General features: G+C 75.3%; 19 protein-coding genes. 9 read left to right on the plus strand and 10 right to left on the minus strand.

All coding sequences use genetic code 11. The annotated features are described in order from the left end of the window. Positions 1 to 3: 3 nt before the first annotated feature. From ACIQWA_RS01650 to ACIQWA_RS01660, 3 genes are all read right to left on the minus strand, one after another. A complete protein-coding gene (locus ACIQWA_RS01650) occupies positions 4 to 795 on the minus strand; it encodes a glycerophosphodiester phosphodiesterase (RefSeq protein WP_402476748.1) in 792 nt (263 codons plus the stop codon). 88 nt (positions 796 to 883) lie between these two features. Further along, on the minus strand, positions 884 to 1,642 hold the full coding sequence (locus ACIQWA_RS01655) for a hypothetical protein (RefSeq protein WP_402476751.1): 759 nt from the start codon (positions 1,640 to 1,642) through the stop codon (positions 884 to 886). Between the two features lie 98 nt (positions 1,643 to 1,740). After that, a complete protein-coding gene (locus ACIQWA_RS01660) occupies positions 1,741 to 2,091 on the minus strand; it encodes a hypothetical protein (protein ID WP_402476753.1) in 351 nt (116 codons plus the stop codon). A gap of 109 nt (positions 2,092 to 2,200) precedes the next feature. On the opposite strand from ACIQWA_RS01660, the gene ACIQWA_RS01665 reads away from it, so the two are divergent. The 5 genes from ACIQWA_RS01665 (at position 2,201) to ACIQWA_RS01685 (ending at position 6,396) form a co-directional block, all read left to right on the plus strand. Continuing rightward, positions 2,201 to 3,742 carry an ATP-dependent DNA ligase gene (locus ACIQWA_RS01665; RefSeq protein ID WP_402476755.1) on the plus strand — a complete coding sequence of 514 codons (1,542 nt, stop codon included), beginning with the start codon at positions 2,201 to 2,203 and terminating at the stop codon, positions 3,740 to 3,742. Positions 3,743 to 4,011: 269 nt separating this feature from the next. Then, positions 4,012 to 4,230: a ferredoxin gene (locus ACIQWA_RS01670; RefSeq protein WP_402476758.1), complete on the plus strand. Its 219-nt coding sequence runs from the start codon at positions 4,012 to 4,014 to the stop codon at positions 4,228 to 4,230. 93 nt (positions 4,231 to 4,323) lie between these two features. After that, on the plus strand, positions 4,324 to 5,535 hold the full coding sequence (locus ACIQWA_RS01675; RefSeq protein ID WP_402476761.1) for a cytochrome P450: 1,212 nt from the start codon (positions 4,324 to 4,326) through the stop codon (positions 5,533 to 5,535). A gap of 239 nt (positions 5,536 to 5,774) precedes the next feature. Further along, on the plus strand, positions 5,775 to 5,951 hold the full coding sequence (locus ACIQWA_RS01680) for a hypothetical protein (RefSeq protein ID WP_360230773.1): 177 nt from the start codon (positions 5,775 to 5,777) through the stop codon (positions 5,949 to 5,951). 103 nt (positions 5,952 to 6,054) lie between these two features. Next, positions 6,055 to 6,396 carry a hypothetical protein gene (locus ACIQWA_RS01685; protein WP_402476764.1) on the plus strand — a complete coding sequence of 114 codons (342 nt, stop codon included), beginning with the start codon at positions 6,055 to 6,057 and terminating at the stop codon, positions 6,394 to 6,396. Positions 6,397 to 6,524: 128 nt separating this feature from the next. On the opposite strand, the gene ACIQWA_RS01690 is transcribed toward ACIQWA_RS01685, so the two are convergent. The 3 genes from ACIQWA_RS01690 to ACIQWA_RS01700 all read right to left on the minus strand — a co-directional run bounded on the left by ACIQWA_RS01690 (position 6,525) and on the right by ACIQWA_RS01700 (position 7,414). Next, positions 6,525 to 6,809, minus strand: coding sequence for a DUF427 domain-containing protein (locus ACIQWA_RS01690; protein WP_360230769.1), 285 nt, complete (start codon positions 6,807 to 6,809; stop codon positions 6,525 to 6,527). A gap of 108 nt (positions 6,810 to 6,917) precedes the next feature. Beyond that, positions 6,918 to 7,154: a DUF6296 family protein gene (locus ACIQWA_RS01695; RefSeq protein WP_360230768.1), complete on the minus strand. Its 237-nt coding sequence runs from the start codon at positions 7,152 to 7,154 to the stop codon at positions 6,918 to 6,920. 23 nt (positions 7,155 to 7,177) lie between these two features. Next, positions 7,178 to 7,414, minus strand: coding sequence for a DUF2277 domain-containing protein (locus ACIQWA_RS01700; protein WP_360230766.1), 237 nt, complete (start codon positions 7,412 to 7,414; stop codon positions 7,178 to 7,180). Positions 7,415 to 7,597: 183 nt separating this feature from the next. Between ACIQWA_RS01700 and ACIQWA_RS01705 the strand changes: the two genes are divergently transcribed. Beyond that, complete coding sequence (locus ACIQWA_RS01705; protein ID WP_402476768.1) at positions 7,598 to 8,866, plus strand: MFS transporter; 1,269 nt, start codon at positions 7,598 to 7,600, stop codon at positions 8,864 to 8,866. A gap of 3 nt (positions 8,867 to 8,869) precedes the next feature. On the opposite strand, the gene ACIQWA_RS01710 is transcribed toward ACIQWA_RS01705, so the two are convergent. Then, positions 8,870 to 10,126 (minus strand): alpha/beta hydrolase, encoded by a 1,257-nt coding sequence (locus ACIQWA_RS01710; RefSeq protein ID WP_402476770.1) that lies wholly within the window; start codon positions 10,124 to 10,126, stop codon positions 8,870 to 8,872. A 113-nt stretch (positions 10,127 to 10,239) separates the two neighbouring features. Between ACIQWA_RS01710 and ACIQWA_RS01715 the strand changes: the two genes are divergently transcribed. After that, positions 10,240 to 10,701 carry a MarR family winged helix-turn-helix transcriptional regulator gene (locus tag ACIQWA_RS01715; protein WP_402476772.1) on the plus strand — a complete coding sequence of 154 codons (462 nt, stop codon included), beginning with the start codon at positions 10,240 to 10,242 and terminating at the stop codon, positions 10,699 to 10,701. Positions 10,702 to 10,735: 34 nt separating this feature from the next. On the opposite strand, the gene ACIQWA_RS01720 is transcribed toward ACIQWA_RS01715, so the two are convergent. The 3 genes from ACIQWA_RS01720 to ACIQWA_RS01730 all read right to left on the minus strand — a co-directional run bounded on the left by ACIQWA_RS01720 (position 10,736) and on the right by ACIQWA_RS01730 (position 13,428). After that, on the minus strand, positions 10,736 to 11,254 hold the full coding sequence (locus ACIQWA_RS01720) for a gamma carbonic anhydrase family protein (RefSeq protein WP_402476774.1): 519 nt from the start codon (positions 11,252 to 11,254) through the stop codon (positions 10,736 to 10,738). 58 nt (positions 11,255 to 11,312) lie between these two features. Then, on the minus strand, positions 11,313 to 12,677 hold the full coding sequence (locus tag ACIQWA_RS01725) for a serine hydrolase domain-containing protein (RefSeq protein ID WP_402476777.1): 1,365 nt from the start codon (positions 12,675 to 12,677) through the stop codon (positions 11,313 to 11,315). Between the two features lie 184 nt (positions 12,678 to 12,861). Next, on the minus strand, positions 12,862 to 13,428 hold the full coding sequence (locus ACIQWA_RS01730) for a DJ-1/PfpI family protein (protein ID WP_360230754.1): 567 nt from the start codon (positions 13,426 to 13,428) through the stop codon (positions 12,862 to 12,864). Positions 13,429 to 13,842: 414 nt separating this feature from the next. Here ACIQWA_RS01730 and ACIQWA_RS01735 point away from each other — a divergent pair, with 414 nt between their 5' ends. Then, entirely contained in the window at positions 13,843 to 14,391 is a 549-nt protein-coding gene (locus ACIQWA_RS01735; protein WP_402476779.1) for an RBBP9/YdeN family alpha/beta hydrolase, read from the plus strand. Positions 14,392 to 14,410: 19 nt separating this feature from the next. Beyond that, on the plus strand, positions 14,411 to 15,031 hold the full coding sequence (locus ACIQWA_RS01740) for a hypothetical protein (protein WP_402476782.1): 621 nt from the start codon (positions 14,411 to 14,413) through the stop codon (positions 15,029 to 15,031). Positions 15,032 to 15,104: the final 73 nt, after the last annotated feature.

The following is a 15,104-nucleotide window of genomic DNA, read 5'->3' on the forward strand; positions in this document are numbered from 1 at the left end:
CTCCTATTTCACTGTGCTGGAGCCGGTGCTGCCGTCCGTCCAGCAGCCGCGCTCGCCGAGGACGCCCTTCAGGACGTCGATGCGATCCGCCATGATGCCATCCACACCCAGGTCGAGGAGAGACCGGATCCGTGTGGCATCGTCCACAGTCCACACGTGGACCTGCAGGCCGAGGCGGTGGGCGGCCCGGACGAAGGCCCGGTCGACCACCCTGACCCCGCGGTGCCGCTCCGGCACCTGGGCGCACACCCCGGCGAACGGCGCCCCGCCCCGCGCCAGCGGGCCCGTCAGCGAGCGCAGCCGTAGCCGGGCCACCTCGCGCGGGCCGAGCGAGGTCGCCAGCCGGGGGCCGGCGGCGGCGCGCGCGGCGGCGATCCGGCGGTCGGAGAAGCCGCCGACGCAGACCCGGTCCCAGGCGTTCGTCCGGCGGATCGCCTCGACCAGCGGCCGCACGGCGGGCGCCGCCTTCACGTCCACGTTGAACCGGGCGCCGGGGAACGCCCCGAGCAGGTCCTCCAGCAGCGGTACCGGCTCGGTGCCCCCGATCCGGGCGCGCCGGACGGTCTCCCAGGGCAGCTCGGCGACCGCCCCGGCGCGGTCGGTCACCCGGTCGAGCCGGGAGTCGTGGAAGGCCACCAGCACGCCGTCCGCGGTGGCGTGCACGTCCGTCTCCAGGTAGCGGTAGCCGAGCGCCACGGCGGCCTCGAACGCGGCGAGCGAGTTCTCCGGGTGCCCGAGCTCACCGCCCCGGTGCGCGAAGGCCAGCGGCCCCGGGTGGTCGAGGAAGGGGTGCATGCGGTGCTCCGAGCTGCGGGGACGGGACGCCGCGCGGCCCGCTCCGACGGCGCCTCGGACCGCGCGCGTTACAGTATTACGCACCCTGTCAAGGAGTAACGGCGGTGGGCGTCGGCTCCGGCGACGCCCCGGCAGTGACGAGCCGATGGATCTGTGCGGTCACCAGGTCGGTGGGCAGGGTGGGGGCGAGTGCGGTGTCGTCGATCTTGCAGAACACCGCGCGGTTGTCACCGACCGCCGCGTACAGATAGAGCCAGGTGGATCCGCCCCGGGTGGTCGCCGCCCCGGTGGACGACAGGAGCCGGAAGCCGACGACCGGCACCTCCGAGGCCTGCGAGGCCACCGGCTCGACCTCCAGCGGCTCGGCGCCGAACCGGTCGCTCAGCCGGAGGCTCGTGCAGCTGCCCCCGTGGACGGCGTCCCGCAGCGCCTCGAAGCGTTCCCGGGCCCGACCGCCGGGGACGGCGGCCACCTCGACCAGCGTCCGGTTGCTGCGGGTGTTGTCGCCGGTGACGTACGTGAGCCGGGCGGCGCCGACCGACTGCTCGATCATCGCGTCGAGGACCGGTGCACAGCCCGGACTCCGCTTGGCCGCCCTGGCGATCGTCTCCGCCGTGGTGTCGGACACCGGCGCCTCCTCCTCGGTGGTGGTGCCCGCCGACAACTCGGAGACGGGCACCAGCGTCGCCCTCAGCTGCTCACGGGAGAGCGGCGCGAGCGGGCGCCAGGCGGTCGCGGCCTCCGGCGGCACGGAATGCGGCGCCCGGGCCGCGGAGGCGGACCCGGTGGGCCGTACGCCCGGGTCGGCCGTGCAGCCCACCCCGAGGGCGAGCAGCCCCAGAGCCACCGGTACCGTGCGTGCGGCGCGCCTTGTCAAGGTTGTCTCCCGTCCCCTGCCCGGCCTCCAGGCCGCCCCTCGGAACGGGACGGCGGCGGGCGCGGCCATTATGGTCGCGGGGCGCGGCGGCCCGCCTCGGGTTTTCCGTCCTCGAACGGTCCGGTGGTCAGGCGCTCCTCGAACTCGTCGGTGCGGCGCAGGTCGTAGAGGTAGGACCTGCCGGCCTTCCAGCTGCGCCAGGGGCCGAGCGGCGGGAACGGGCCTTCTCCGGTACGGCCGGACAGCGGCCAGCCGTTGGCGGTGCCGTCGGCGCCCACGGTGCACCAGCCCCGCTCGGGCAGCCACCGGCACCACACGTCGAGGTCCAGGCGCCGGAAGGACGGCCGGCCGTTGAACTCGCCGTCCCTGCGGTAGCGGTAGACCAGGCCGTCCGCCCGGCGCACGAACTCGATCGACACGGCCGCTCCCCTCACCGTCCAACTGCTGGACGGGAAAGGCTACGTGCCCGGGTTGCCGGGGTGCGGGGTCGGGGGGCCGCGCGGATGCTGGGGGTGGAGGTGGCGGCGGATGGGGTTGCGGCGGTTGGCGGAGGTGTCGCGGGAGGTGGCGGCGGAGCCCGGGCGGCGGGCGAAGGTGGGCCTGCTGGCGGGGTGTCTGCGGGAGCTGGGGGCCGAGGAGGGGGCGGCGGCGGTGGTGCTGCTGTCGGGTGAGGCGCAACGGCTGCGGACGGGGGTGGGGTGGGCGGCCCTGCGGGAGTTGCCGGCGCCGGCGGTGGCGGCCTCGCTGGGGGTGCGGGAGGTGGAGCGGGAGCTGGAGCGGATCGCCGGGGTGCACGGGGCGGGGTCGCAGGCCGAGCGGCGGCGGCTGCTCGCAGGTCTGTTCGGGCGGGCGACGGAGGTGGAGCAGGGGTTCCTGCGGGCGGTGCTGGTCGGGGACCTGCGGCAGGGGGCCCTGGACGCGCTGGTCGGGGACGCGGTGGCGCAGGCGGCCGGGGTGCCGGTGGCGGCGGTGCGGCGGGCGTTGATGTTCCGGGGGTCGGCGCGGGCGGTGGCGCGGGCCGCGCTGGGCGGTGGCGCGGAGGCCCTGGCGGAGTTCCGCCTGGAGGTGGGGCGGCCGGTGCGGCCGATGCTGGCGGCGGCCGCGCCGGACGTGGCGTCGGCGCTGGAGCGCACGGGTGCGGCGGCGCTGGAGTGGAAGCTGGACGGGATCCGGGTGCAGGTGCACCGGGACGGCGGGGAGGTCGCGGTGTTCACCCGCAGCCTGGAGGACATCACGGCGCGCGTCCCCGAGGTGGCGGAGGCGGCACTGGCGTTGCCGTTGCGCTCGGCGGTGCTGGACGGCGAGGCGATCGCGCTGGGTGCGGACGGGCGGCCGCGTCCGTTCCAGGAGACCGCGGCGCGCACCGCCACCCGGCGGGATCCGGACCGGCTGCGGGCCGAAGTCCCGCTCAGCGTACGGTTCTTCGACCTGCTGCACCGGGACGGCGAGGACCTGGTGGACCGGCCGGGCCGGGAGCGTTGGGCGGCACTGGCCGGGTCCGTGCCGGAGGGTCTGCGGGTGGCCAGGATCGAGACCGGGGACCGGGCGGAGGCGCTGGCGTTCTTCCGCGGGGCGCTGGCGCTCGGCCACGAGGGGGTGCTGGTGAAGGACCCGGCGGCCGGGTACGCGGCCGGGCGGCGCGGGGCGGGCTGGATCAAGGTGAAGCCCCGGCACACCCTGGACCTGGTGGTGCTGGCGGCGGAGTGGGGCAGCGGCCGGCGGCAGGGGTTCCTGAGCAATCTGCACCTGGGGGCGCGGGCGGCGGGCGAGCCGGGCCTCGGCCCGTGGGTGATGCTCGGGAAGACCTTCAAGGGGCTGACCGACGCCACGCTCGCCTGGCAGACCGCCGAGCTGCTCGCCCGGGAGGTCGACCGGGACGCCCGGACGGTGCGGGTGCGGCCGGAACTGGTCGTCGAGATCGCCTTCGACGGCCTCCAGCGCAGCCCCCGTTACCCCGCCGGACTGGCCCTGCGGTTCGCCCGGGTGGTGCGGTACCGGCCGGACAAGTGTGCCGCCGAGGCCGACACCGTGGCCTCCGTAAGGGAGTTGGCCGCCGCCGAAGGCCTGTGAGGCCGCCCGCGCTGGTGAGACCGCCCGCGCCGCCCGTCCGCCGACCCGCCTGCCGACCCGTCCGACGGCGTTCCGACGGCGTTCCGACGGCGTTCCGACGGTTGAAACGCATTGCGCGGCAAGGGCGTTCACACAGGAGCCGAATCGGCCATTCTTGACGATCCGCCCGCCGCACCCCTCCGTGGACGGACCAGCGGCGGCTAGGTTGACCGTGACAACGAGAGGCGGCCGCCGGGCAGCCGGCGGCGCCCTGGCGAGAGGTGCCCGACATGCAGGTGAGCGTCGACCGGGACCGTTGCTGCAGCTCCGGGATGTGCGTGCTGAACGCCCCCGCGGTCTTCGACCAGGACGAGCGCGACAGTCTGGTGAGGCTCCGTCAGACCGCCGTGCTGCCCGAGCAGTTCGACGATGTCAGACTCGCCGCCGATCTCTGCCCGGGCCGGGCGATCACCGTCACCGAGGGCGAGCCCGCCCGGACCGAGGCCTGACGGCCCCCGCCGCCGGCCCCGCACGCCGCCCGGACCCGTCCCGGACGCCCGACAACCCCACGAGGACACCCGCGCCCTGAGGAGACCCCCGCCTTGACCTCCGTACCCACCGCCCCCGCCGTCCCGCTGCTGCCCGCCCCGCACTCCAGTGGCTGCCCGTTCGGCCCGCCGCCCGCGTACACCGAGGCCGCCGCCACCGCGCCGATGACCAGGGCCGAACTGCCCGACGGCGACTCCTGCTGGCTGGCCACCGGCTACGCCGAGGTCCGCGCCGTGCTGTCCGACCGCCGGTTCAGCGCCGACGTGCGCCACCCGGCCTTCCCACTGCTGGTCGCCGGCGCCCGCGAGGAGCTGGTCACCGACAACCCGTCCTTCCTGCGGCTCGACGACCCCGAGCACGCCCGCCAGCGCCGCATGGTCACCGGGGACTTCCTGGTCAAGCGGGTGGAGGCGCTGCGCCCGGAGATACAGCGGATCGTGGACGAGGCACTGGACCGGATGACCGCGGGCCGGACCACGGCCGACCTGGTCACCGAGTTCGCGCTGCCGGTGCCCTCGCTGGTGATCTGCTCGCTGCTCGGCGTGCCGTACGAGGACCGCGACCGCTTCCAGGGCCTGAGCCGCACGCTGCTCAGCCGGGACAGCACCGTGGAGGAGCTCCGGGCGGCCCAGGACGAGGTCCTGGACTACCTGCGCGACCTCACGGCCCGCAAGCGCGCCCGGCCGGAGGACGACGTCCTAAGCCGGCTCGCGGCGCGGGACGACCTGAGCCCGGACGACGTGGCCGGCACGGGCGTGCTGCTGCTGATCGCCGGGCACGAGACGACCGCGAACATGATCTCGCTGTCCACCGCGCTGCTGCTGGAGCAGCCGGAGCAGATCGCCAGGCTCGCCGACCCGGCCGCGCTGCCCGGCGCGGTGGAGGAGCTGCTGCGGCTGCTGACCATCGTGCACACCGGGCTGCCCCGGGTCGCGCTGGAGGACGTGGAGCTGGGCGGGGTCACCATCCGGGCCGGGGAGGGCGTGATCGCGATGCTCTCCACGGCCAACCGGGACGAGGCGGTGTTCGGCGGCGGCGACCACCGCTCGCCGGACGAGCTGGACCTGGACCGGGACGCCCGGCGGCACCTGGCGTTCGGCTTCGGCGTGCACCAGTGCCTGGGGCAGCCGCTGGCCCGCGCCGAGCTGCAGATCGCCCTGGAGACGCTGTTCCGGCGGCTGCCGGGGCTGCGGCCGGCCGGTGAGCGCCAGTTCCGCACCGAGTCGTTCATCTACGGGATGCGGTCACTGCCCGTGACCTGGTGAGCCGACCGACCCGGTGGTCCGACTGACCTGGTGGCCCGACTGACCTGGTGGTCCGGCGGCCCGGCGGTCCGTTGGCCCTGAGGTCCCGCCGCAGGCCGGGCGCCGGCCGCCGGATGTGCGGGTCACCCGGCTGGCCCCGGCGCCGGGGCGGAGGCAGGCTGGAGGGGCGAGTGACAGACCCGGCCCAGCCGCGCCTGCGTCCGGGTGTGCCGGAGCCGGCCGAGGAGACGGAGCCCGCGATGACCGACATGAGCGAACGCTCCGGAGTGAGCACCGACCGCGAGGAGGACGTCCGCGCCGCCGATCCGGAGGAGGGTGTCACCTCGATGCAGAACCTGCACGCGCAGGACACCTCCCAGGCGGAGGGCGACCCCATCCTGGACGAACCCGGCGCGAGGGGCCCGGAGCGGGCCTGACCGTCCGCCACACCGATCCGACCGCCCGGCGGGACCGGGCGGTCCTTGTGACCGCAGGTGTCGTTGCCCGGGCGGCGGCGCACCGGCGGGGGAGGATAGGCGCATGACCGAACACGATCAAACCGACCGGCAGACCCGGCCGCCCACGGACCCGCGCACCTCGTGGGCGACCTGGACCACCCAGTCGATCATCAGCGGCCCCGGCGGGGTCATCACCACCGAGGTCGGCCCCATCTCCGGCGACCTCACCGTGCACACCACGTGGGTGGACGGCGAGGCGCGGCTGACCGTCCAGTACACCGGCGCGCTGGACTGGTACACGGTGTCCGGCAGCCCGGTCGCCGCGGCGGACGAGAGCACCGCGCGGGCCATCCACCAGGCGATGGTGAACGGCGTCAAGGCGGGGCACGGAGCGGTCGCCCCGCCCCCGGCCCTCGGCGGCTGACCGCACCCTGCGTACGGAACGGGACGGCCCCCGGCGCGGCCCTCTGTGCGGCAGCCGCGCGGCCCTCGGCGCCGAACGGCGCGGCCCTCGTGGCCGGCCGACCGGGCGCGGGGGCCGCGCGGCGGCCGCTACTCGGTGATCTCCACCCCGCGCCAGAAGGCCACCCGGCCCCGGACGTGCTCCGCCTCCGGCTTCGGGTCGGCGTAGTACCAGGCGGCGTCCGGGTTGGCCTGCCCGGCCACCTCCACCGTGTAGTAGTTGGCCGTACCCTTCCAGCTGCACACCGTGGTGGTGTCGGAGGGCCGCAGGAACTCGGCCCGGACCGCCTCCAACGGGAAGTAGTGGTTGCCCTCGACGAGGACGGTGTCCTCGCTCTCGGCGACGACGGTGCCCTGCCAACTCGCTGTGGTCATGGGCCGATTCTGCCGCACGGGCACGCCCGCGACCCGGGCTTCGGGAGGATTGCGCGACCCGGGGCGGCCCGGGGCGGCGCGGCGCGGCGCGGGGCGGGTGCGGGCGGCTCAGGGCAGCGGGTGGGCGTGCACCGGCAGGTGCGGGGTCTGGTGGCCGCCGCTGGCGAGCATCCGGACCTCCCCGGCCTCGCTGATCTCGGCCCGGACGATCCCGCTGGCGTCCTCGTAGACGGGGTGCCCGCCCGGGCCCTTGGCGCTGGTCCGGACGACCACGACCACGTCCTGCGGGGCCTGGGTGCCGGGCGTGCCGGGGAAGGTGAGGGCGTAACGGTCGACGGGTTTCATCAGCGGATCCTGCTCCTCACGTCTCAGACGCTCGCCCCGGCGGCCCGGGCGTGCGAGCCCCGCACCTCCAGCTCGTCGAGCAGCCGCGCGGTGGCCTCGGCGACCGCGTCCACGGCCCGGTCGAAGGCCTCCCGGTTGTGGGCCGCCGGTGCACGGAAACCGGACACCTTGCGGACGTACTGCAGCGCGGCGGCGTGGAAGTCCTCCTCGTCGGCATCGGGTGTGACGGGTGGACGCAGCGTCTTGATGTTGCGGCACATGAACCCAGTCTTGCGCGCGGGGGCCGCCGAGGCGAGCGGCCTGCGCCGCACGCCCCCGATTCGTCACACGGGCCTCACAGGGACGTCATCCGGGCGGATTAGGATTTCCGACGAACGAATTCCCTCGCCCACGCACCCCGCCACGCACCCGGCCGGGCGCGGGCATCACCCCGGAGTCACCCCTTGCCTCTCGCGCTGTTCGCGCTGGCCGTCACCGCTTTCGCCATCGGGACCACCGAATTCGCCGCCATGGGGCTGCTCCCCCAGGTCGCCGACAGTCTGCACGTCTCCATCCCACAGGCGGGCTGGCTGATCTCCGCGTACGCGCTGGGGGTGGTGGTCGGCGCGCCGCTGCTCACCGCCCTGGCCGCCGGGAAGCCCCGCAAGGCGGTGCTGGTGGCGCTGGCCGGGCTGTTCGCGACCGGCAATCTGCTGTGCGCGCTCGCCCCCGACTTCTGGACGCTGGCCGCCGCGCGGCTGATCACCGGACTGCCGCACGGCGCCTTCTTCGGCGCCGGGGCGGTGGCCGCCGCCGAGCTGGTGGCGCCGGACCGGCGGGCCCGGGCGGTCGCGGTGATGTTCTCCGGGCTGACCGTCGCCAACATCGTCGGCGTCCCGGCCGCGACCCTGCTCGGCCAGCACCTGGGCTGGCGGGCGACCATGCTGGTGGTGGTGCTGATCGCCGCCGCCGGGACACTCGCCATCGCCCGGCTGGTGCCCGCCCTCCCCTCCCCCGGCCAGTCCGGGCTCCGGCACGAACTGCGGGCCTTCCGCAGCGGCCAGCTGTGGCTGGCGCTGGCCACCGTGATGGTCGGCTGCGGCGGGATGTTCGCCTGCTACAGCTACATCGCGCCGCTGCTCACCGAGGTCTCCGGGTACGCGACCGGCTCGGTGACCGGGGTGCTGGCGCTGTTCGGGGTGGGGATGACGCTCGGCAACGTGATCGGCGGGTTCGCCGCCGACCGGGCGCTGCGGCCGACCGTCTGCGTCTCCTTCCTGCTGCTCTCGGCCACGCTCGCGCTGTTCGCGGTGACCGCGCACGCCCGCTGGTCGGCGGCCGTCACGGTGGTGCTGATCGGGCTGTTCGGCTTCGCGATCGTCCCGGCGGTGCAGACCCTGGTGCTGCAGAAGGCGCGCAGCGCGCCCACCCTGGCCTCGGCGACGGTGCAGGGCGCGTTCAACCTGGCCAACGCCCAGGGGGCCTACTTCGGCGGGCTGGCCCTGGCCGCCGGGCTCGGCTGGACCTCGCCGCCCCTGGTGGGCGCCGGCCTGGCCGCGGCCGGCGCCGTGGTCGCGGTGCTGGCCTGGGCGGCCGACCGGCGCCCGCCCGCCCCGGTGCCGTTGGAACCGGCCGCGGAGCGGACGGGCGCGGGCCTGTCGGCGGCGGAGCGGACGGGCGCTGGCCTGTCGGCGGCGGAGCCGACGGGCGTGCCGCTGGCACCGGCTCCGTAGGCGTCAGCCGCGGCGCAGCGCGGTGAGCTCCGTCGGGGCTGCGCCGCGCCACCAGGTGGGGTCTGCGGAGCCGTCGGTGGTGCGCCCGTCGCGGTGGACGTAGTGCCGGACGTCGCGGCCCGGCTCGGCGAACTCACCGGCCAGGGCGCGCTCCAGCCACTCCGCGCCGAAGCGGAAGGCCTCGGCGGCCACCCCGCCGAGCGGGTGGAACTCGTCCTCGTAGACCCGCAGCTCCTTCGGGGCCCGGACCCGCTCGAAGCTCGCCAGGGCCTGGCCGAGGTCGGTGAGCTCGTCGAACTCGCCGATCCCGTAGAGCACCGGGCAGGTGATCTCGGCCACCAGGTCGCCGAGCGGCATGCGGTGGGCGAGGTCGCGGTCGAAGGCCTCCTCGTCGGTGTACCCGGCCATGTACATGTAGTTGTTCTTGAAGGTCGGCTGGGCCCGCTCGAAGATCGTGGCGAAGTCCCCGGTGACGGCCTCGAAGGCGGCGAGCGCGGCGATCCGGCGGTCGGTGGCGGCGGCCCGGGAGCCCCAGTAGCCGCTCATCGAGATGCCGAACATGCCGATCCGGTCGGCGTCGACCTCCGGGAGCCCGGCCAGGTGGTCGAGGTAGCGGCCGATCGCCCGCTCGTAGTTGCCGAGGTCGACGGTCAGCCCGTCGGCCCGGGTCTTGCCCTGCCCCGGACCCTCGATGGAGAGCGCGACGATGCCGCGGGAGGTGTAGTAGCGCTCGGCCGCCCAGATGTAGTCCTCCTTGATCATGTCCATCCCGGGGCCGAGGATGACGGCGGGCGCGTTCTCGACCCGCCCGGCGGGCAGGTGCAGCAGGGCGTGGATCGTCGAGCCCTCGAAGTCCAGCACCACCCGGCGGACCCGGCCGTCGCGCAGGGCGCCCAGGCGGTCCACGCAGTGGTCGGTGTGGGCGCGCAGCACCGCCTTGCGCGGGTCGGCGGCGTCGAAGATCGAGTACTGGGCCCGGCCCCACATGACGGCGGCCCGCAGGTAGAGGTCGGCGGCGGTCTGCGCGAAACCCGCGCGCTCGTGGTGGGCGGCGCGCTCCTCGGCCTGGCCGGCCACCGTCGCCCACGCCTTGGGCAGCATGGCACCGCTCCTGACCAGGGCGAAGACCTTGGCGAAGTCGGTGTGGTCGTGGCCGAGCTGCTCCATCGTCCCGACAGCCTCGGGGTGCAGCGCGTCGAAGCCGCCCTGGGCGAGGGCGATGTCCAGGGCCCAGTTCTGGCCGGTCGAACGGATGGTCATGGAGGTCTCCTCCTGGAGCTGGATAGATAAGTACTTACTGACTCAGTACTTATTCATTAAGTACTGAGGCTAGGCTGTTGTCAACCCGCCGAGGCCGAGAAGGAACCCCCACCATGACGACCGCACCGCCGCCCGCCCCCGAACGCGCCCAGGCACTCGACCGCCTGGCCCGCGCCGCCTACCGCCTCAGCGCCGCGGACTCCCGGCTGCGCGGGCGCGCCACCCGCACCCCGGGCGCCCTGTCCCTCACCCACGCCCGGGCCCTGCGCACCCTGGCCGAGCAGGGGCCGCTCAGCATCACCCAGCTCGCCGCCGGCACCGAGACCACCGGCCCGGCCACCACCCAGCTGGTGAACGGCCTGGTCAACGCCGGCTACGTCACCCGCACCCGCCCGCCCGAGGACAAGCGGTCCGTCCTGGTCGCCCTCACCGAGGAGGGCCGGGCCCGGCACGAGCAGCGGCAGGCCGCCCTGGTCGAGGCCCTGCACGCCGACCTCGACGACTACGACGAGGAGGCCCTGGACCGGGCCGCCGAGGTGCTGCGCCGGCTGTCCGCCGTCTACGACCGGCTGTAGCGGCGGACGGCCGGCGCGGCCCCGGGACCAGGCCTCAGACCTCCCGGTGCGCCTCGGCGAGGAGCAGGTAGCCCTCGCCGTTGGCCTTGATCCCGGCCCGCTCCTCCTCGGTCAGCTCCCGGCGGACCTTGGCCGGGACGCCCGCGACCAGCGAACCGGGCGGGACGTCCGTCCCCTGGGTCACCACCGCACCCGCCGCGACCAGCGAACCGGTGCCGATCCGGGCGCCGTTGAGGACGGTGGCGTTCATCCCGACCAGGACGTCGTCCTCGACGGTGCAGCCGTGCAGCACCGCGTTGTGGCCGACCGAGACCCGCTCGCCGACCACCAGCGGGAAGCCGGGGTCGGCGTGCAGGGTGCAGTTGTCCTGGATGTTGCTGCCCGCGCCGACGGCGATCGACTCGGCGTCGCCGCGCAGCACCGCCCCGTACCAGACGCTCGCCCCGGCGGCGACGGTGACGTCCCCGACCACGACGGCGTTCGGCGCGAGGAAGGCGCCCGGGTCGACGGCGGGCACCTTGCCCCCGACGGTGGCGATCAGCGGCTCTGCCATGGCTGGATCCTCCTGGTGGTGATCGGCTGCACTGTCGCCGGTCAGCGTAGGGGGACGGTCAGGGCGCCGGGAGGGCGAGGTCGGGGGCGAGGTCGGGGGCGGCGGCGGACGCCTGCGGGCCGCACAGGGCGGTGACGATCACCTTGTTCCAGGCGGCGCGGCCGGCAACCTCGTCGGGGACGTCGTAGATCGTGGTGTCGGCCGCGAACTGGCGCGTGCCGTCCGGGGAGCCGAGCATCATCGTGGTGTAGCCGGGGATGCCGCCGGAGTGGCCCCAGAACGTTCCGCAGGGCGTGTCCACGCGCTGCAGCCCGAGGCCGTAGGCCTGTCCCCCGCCGTGCGCGGTGGTCTGTTCCATCGCGGCGAGTTCGGCCGGCCGCAGCAGCCGGCCGCCGAGCAGGGCGCGCAGGAAGGCGGTCAGGTCGGCGGTGGTGGAGACCAGGCCGCCGGAGGGGCCGGCCATCGAGGGGTTGAGCAGGGTGACGTCCACCGGGCCGCCGGGGAGCTTGAAGTAGCCGTGGGCGTGCGGGCCGGGGATCAACGGGAAGTCACCGGGGTACCAGGTGCCGGTGAGGCGCAGCGGGCGGATGATCCGGCGGGCGACCTCGTCGCTCCAGCTGTGGCCGGTGAGCTTCTCGATGATCATCCCGATCAGGACGTAGTCGGTGTTGGAGTACTTCCAGTCCTGCCCCGGGGCGAAGCTGGGCGGGTACTTGTTCGCGATGTCCACCAAGTCCTGGAGGCGGTAGGAGCGGTAGCGGCGGCCGTCCAGCCAGTCCTGGTCGTCGAAACGGAAGGCCGGGTCCTTCGTGTAGTCGGCGACGCCGCCGGTGTGGTCGAGCAGTTGGCGGACGGTGATCCCGGTGCTGTTGGGGACGATGCCGGGCAGCAGGCACTCCAGCCGGTCGTCGAGGTCCAGCCGGTGTTCGCCGACCAGTTGGAGCAGGGTGGTGGCGACGAAGGTCTTGGTGGCGCTGCCGATCCGGAAGCTGCCCCTGGGGTCGGCCGGGCCCCCGCCGACGAGGTCGGCGACACCGGTGGCGTTGCGCCAGACCAGGCGGCCGTCGGCGCGGACGGCGGCGAGCGCGGAGGTCCCGTAGCCGGGGTCGGTGATCCCGGCGAGGGCGGCGTCGGCGGCCGACCAGTCGCCGGGGCGGCCGGTGGTACCGTCCGCCGCGGCACCGGTGCCGCCGTCGCCGGCGAGGCCGCCGGTGTTCTCGTCGGTGCTGTCGCCGACGCCGAGGCCGGCGGCGGTGAGGTGGAGGGCACCGTGGCAGCCGGCGGCCGGGCTCGAATCGGAGGGCGCGGCGAGGGCGGCCGGGGCGAGGGTCGCGAGCAGGGCCGCAGTCGCGGCGGCCGTGACGGCGGCGCGCAGCAGCGGGCGGCGGAGCCGGCTGGCGGGGGCGGTCGGATCGGCGGTCATGCCGTTCTCCCTGGGTCAAGGCACCGGATCATCAACTCCGACTGTTTCCATCGGTGTTGACACCATGGCAGGGCGAGCGGCGGCGGTCGTCAGCCTCCGGGAGGGCCCGCTACCCCGACCCCGGCCCGGGGCCGTACCCGGAGACGTCTCGGGGTACGGCCGGGGCCGGCCGGCCGGCGGTGGGTCAGGCCACCGGGGCCTTGGTACGCAGGACCTCGATGAAGGCACGCAGCCAGGCCGGGTGGTCGGGCCAGGCGCGGGCCGAGACGACCACGCCGTCCACCACCGCCTCGCCCTCCACGAACTCGGCGCCGGCCGCCTTGATGTCCGGGGCGAGCGCGGGGTAGGCGGAGGTGCGGCGGCCGTCGAGCACCCCGGCGGCGGCGGTGATCAGCGGGCCGTGGCAGATCTGCGCGACGGGCTTGTCGCCGGCGAAGAAGTGCCGGGCGATCCGCTGCACCTCCGGGTCGTTGCGCAGGTACTCGGGGGCGCGGCCGCCGGGGATCACCAGGGCGACGTAGTCGGCCGGGTCGACGTCGGCGAAGGCGAGGTCGGCGGGCCAGGTGTACCCGGGCTTCTCCGTATACGTGTCGTAGCCGTCCACGAAGTCGTGCACCACGAACTGCAGGCGCTTCTTGGTCGGGGCGGCGATGTCGACCTGGTAGCCCTCCTCGCGCAAGCGCTGGTACGGGTAGAACACCTCCAGCGACTCGGCGGCGTCCCCGGTGACGAGCAGGATCTTCGATGTCATCGCCGACATCCCTCCACGTGATCGAACCTCGGTCCTGGTACGGGCCCGGGCGCGGTGGCCGCCGTGCCCGGGCCCGGTCCAACCTCCCGTACCCGGCGCGCCGTTGGCAACGGGGCGCACCGGGCGCACGGCGGTGGACTGCGCAGCGTGCGCGCCGGTCGCGAGCCGTGCGCGCCGGAGCGGGAGCGGGTACGGCTGAGGGCGGGAGCGGGTACGGCCGGGGCGGGAGCGGGTACGGCCGGGGCGGGAGCGGGTACGGCCGGGGCGGGAGCGGGTACGGCGGCGGGTGCGGCGCCCGGCTGTGGGGGCGTCGCGGGCGAGGCCTAGACTCTCGTGCTGCCCGCCCACCGACCGTCCACGACCCGTCCACCGGCCGTCCACCGGCCGCGGCCGGAACCCGCCCCGGAGGAGCCCATGACCGACCGCACGACCTACCTCGTCCTCCCCGGGTACCAGAACTCGGGCCCGGAGCACTGGCAGACCCGCTGGGAGGCCGCCGACCCGGAGGCCTTCCGCCGGGTCGAGCAGGCCGACTGGGACCACCCGGACCGGACGGACTGGGTGGCGCGGGTGGACGCGGCGGTGGCCGCGGCCGCCGCCGACGGGCCGGTGGTGCTGGTGGCGCACAGCCTGGGCTGCGTCACCGCCGCCGACTGGGCGGCCGGTGCGTCCGCCGAGCGGACCGCCGCCGTGCGGGGCGCGATGCTGGTCGCCCCCGCCGACGTGGACCACGCCGACATACCGGAGCTGCTGGGCTTCCGGCCGGTGACGCTGGAGCGCTTCCCGTTCCCGACCGTCGTGGTCTCCTCCACCGACGACCCGTGGATCACCCCGGAGCGGGCCCGGGAGTTCGCCCGGGCCTGGGGCTCCCGCTACGTCGAGCCGGGCGCGTACGGACACCTCAACGCGGACTCCGGGCTGGGCGACTGGCCGGAGGGCCGGAAACTCCTCGCGGAGCTGTGAGCACATGATCGGGGGGACCATGGACGAGTGGACGGAGCTGCGCCGGCGCCACCGGACGCCGCGGGCCAGGCGGCTGCTGGCCCGGCTGCTGCTCGCCGCGGGGGCGGCGGCCGTCCTGCTGTACACCGAGGGCCAGTGGGAGAGCCGCTCGGGCGGCCTGATGCTGGTCGCCGACCTGCTGAACCGGCCGGAGCTGCTGCTCGGCGGCGCGCTCGGCGCGCTGATCGCGGCCGCCTGGCTGAGCGACCGCCGCACCGCCGTACGGGCCGCCACCCGGGCGGTCACGGTGACCGCCGGGGTGGTGTTCCTGCTCGGCGTGCTGGCCGCGCACAAGGTGTCGGCGGCCGAGACCCGCAGCCGGGAGGACGCGCCGGCCGGTGCGGAGCGCGCGCTGGTGGTGGTGCACCGCTCGTACGCCTCCGGACCGCAGGCCGGTGAGCACTGGCAGGTGCTGCTGGAGAGCGGCGAGGGCTGGTCGGCCCGGCGCTGGCTGCTCGCGGACGTCGGCGGCGGCCCGGACGACGCCCGGCTGGTGACGGCGAGTTGGACGGGGCGCAGCCAGATCACCGTGGTCACCGACTCCTACCGGCGGGTGTTCAACCTCGACCAGGACACCGGCGATCCGGTCGAGGCGCGGTAGACCGGCTCCCCGGCAGGTGCGGCCCCGCCCGAGTCCCCGCACGCGTGCGGGGACTCGGGCGGGGCCGCGGGCG

The sequence above is a fragment of the Kitasatospora sp. NPDC098652 genome, from assembly GCF_044760155.1.
In the GTDB taxonomy this organism is placed as follows: domain Bacteria; phylum Actinomycetota; class Actinomycetes; order Streptomycetales; family Streptomycetaceae; genus Kitasatospora.

Excerpts from the sequence above, each read along its gene's own strand:
- ACIQWA_RS01720 (WP_402476774.1), bottom strand. The coding sequence starts at position 11,254 with ATGGCAGAGCCGCTGATCGCCACCGTCGGGGGCAAGGTGCCCGCCGTC.
- ACIQWA_RS01680 (WP_360230773.1), top strand. The coding sequence starts at position 5,775 with ATGACCGACATGAGCGAACGCTCCGGAGTGAGCACCGACCGCGAGGAG.
- ACIQWA_RS01670 (WP_402476758.1), top strand. The coding sequence starts at position 4,012 with ATGCAGGTGAGCGTCGACCGGGACCGTTGCTGCAGCTCCGGGATGTGC.
- ACIQWA_RS01730 (WP_360230754.1), bottom strand. The coding sequence starts at position 13,428 with ATGACATCGAAGATCCTGCTCGTCACCGGGGACGCCGCCGAGTCGCTG.
- ACIQWA_RS01700 (WP_360230766.1), bottom strand. The coding sequence starts at position 7,414 with ATGTGCCGCAACATCAAGACGCTGCGTCCACCCGTCACACCCGATGCC.
- ACIQWA_RS01690 (WP_360230769.1), bottom strand. The coding sequence starts at position 6,809 with ATGACCACAGCGAGTTGGCAGGGCACCGTCGTCGCCGAGAGCGAGGAC.
- ACIQWA_RS01710 (WP_402476770.1), bottom strand. The coding sequence starts at position 10,126 with ATGACCATCCGTTCGACCGGCCAGAACTGGGCCCTGGACATCGCCCTC.
- ACIQWA_RS01740 (WP_402476782.1), top strand. The coding sequence starts at position 14,411 with ATGGACGAGTGGACGGAGCTGCGCCGGCGCCACCGGACGCCGCGGGCC.
- ACIQWA_RS01650 (WP_402476748.1), bottom strand. The coding sequence starts at position 795 with ATGCACCCCTTCCTCGACCACCCGGGGCCGCTGGCCTTCGCGCACCGG.
- ACIQWA_RS01725 (WP_402476777.1), bottom strand. The coding sequence starts at position 12,677 with ATGACCGCCGATCCGACCGCCCCCGCCAGCCGGCTCCGCCGCCCGCTG.
- ACIQWA_RS01695 (WP_360230768.1), bottom strand. The coding sequence starts at position 7,154 with ATGAAACCCGTCGACCGTTACGCCCTCACCTTCCCCGGCACGCCCGGC.
- ACIQWA_RS01665 (WP_402476755.1), top strand. The coding sequence starts at position 2,201 with ATGGGGTTGCGGCGGTTGGCGGAGGTGTCGCGGGAGGTGGCGGCGGAG.
- ACIQWA_RS01715 (WP_402476772.1), top strand. The coding sequence starts at position 10,240 with ATGACGACCGCACCGCCGCCCGCCCCCGAACGCGCCCAGGCACTCGAC.
- ACIQWA_RS01685 (WP_402476764.1), top strand. The coding sequence starts at position 6,055 with ATGACCGAACACGATCAAACCGACCGGCAGACCCGGCCGCCCACGGAC.
- ACIQWA_RS01735 (WP_402476779.1), top strand. The coding sequence starts at position 13,843 with ATGACCGACCGCACGACCTACCTCGTCCTCCCCGGGTACCAGAACTCG.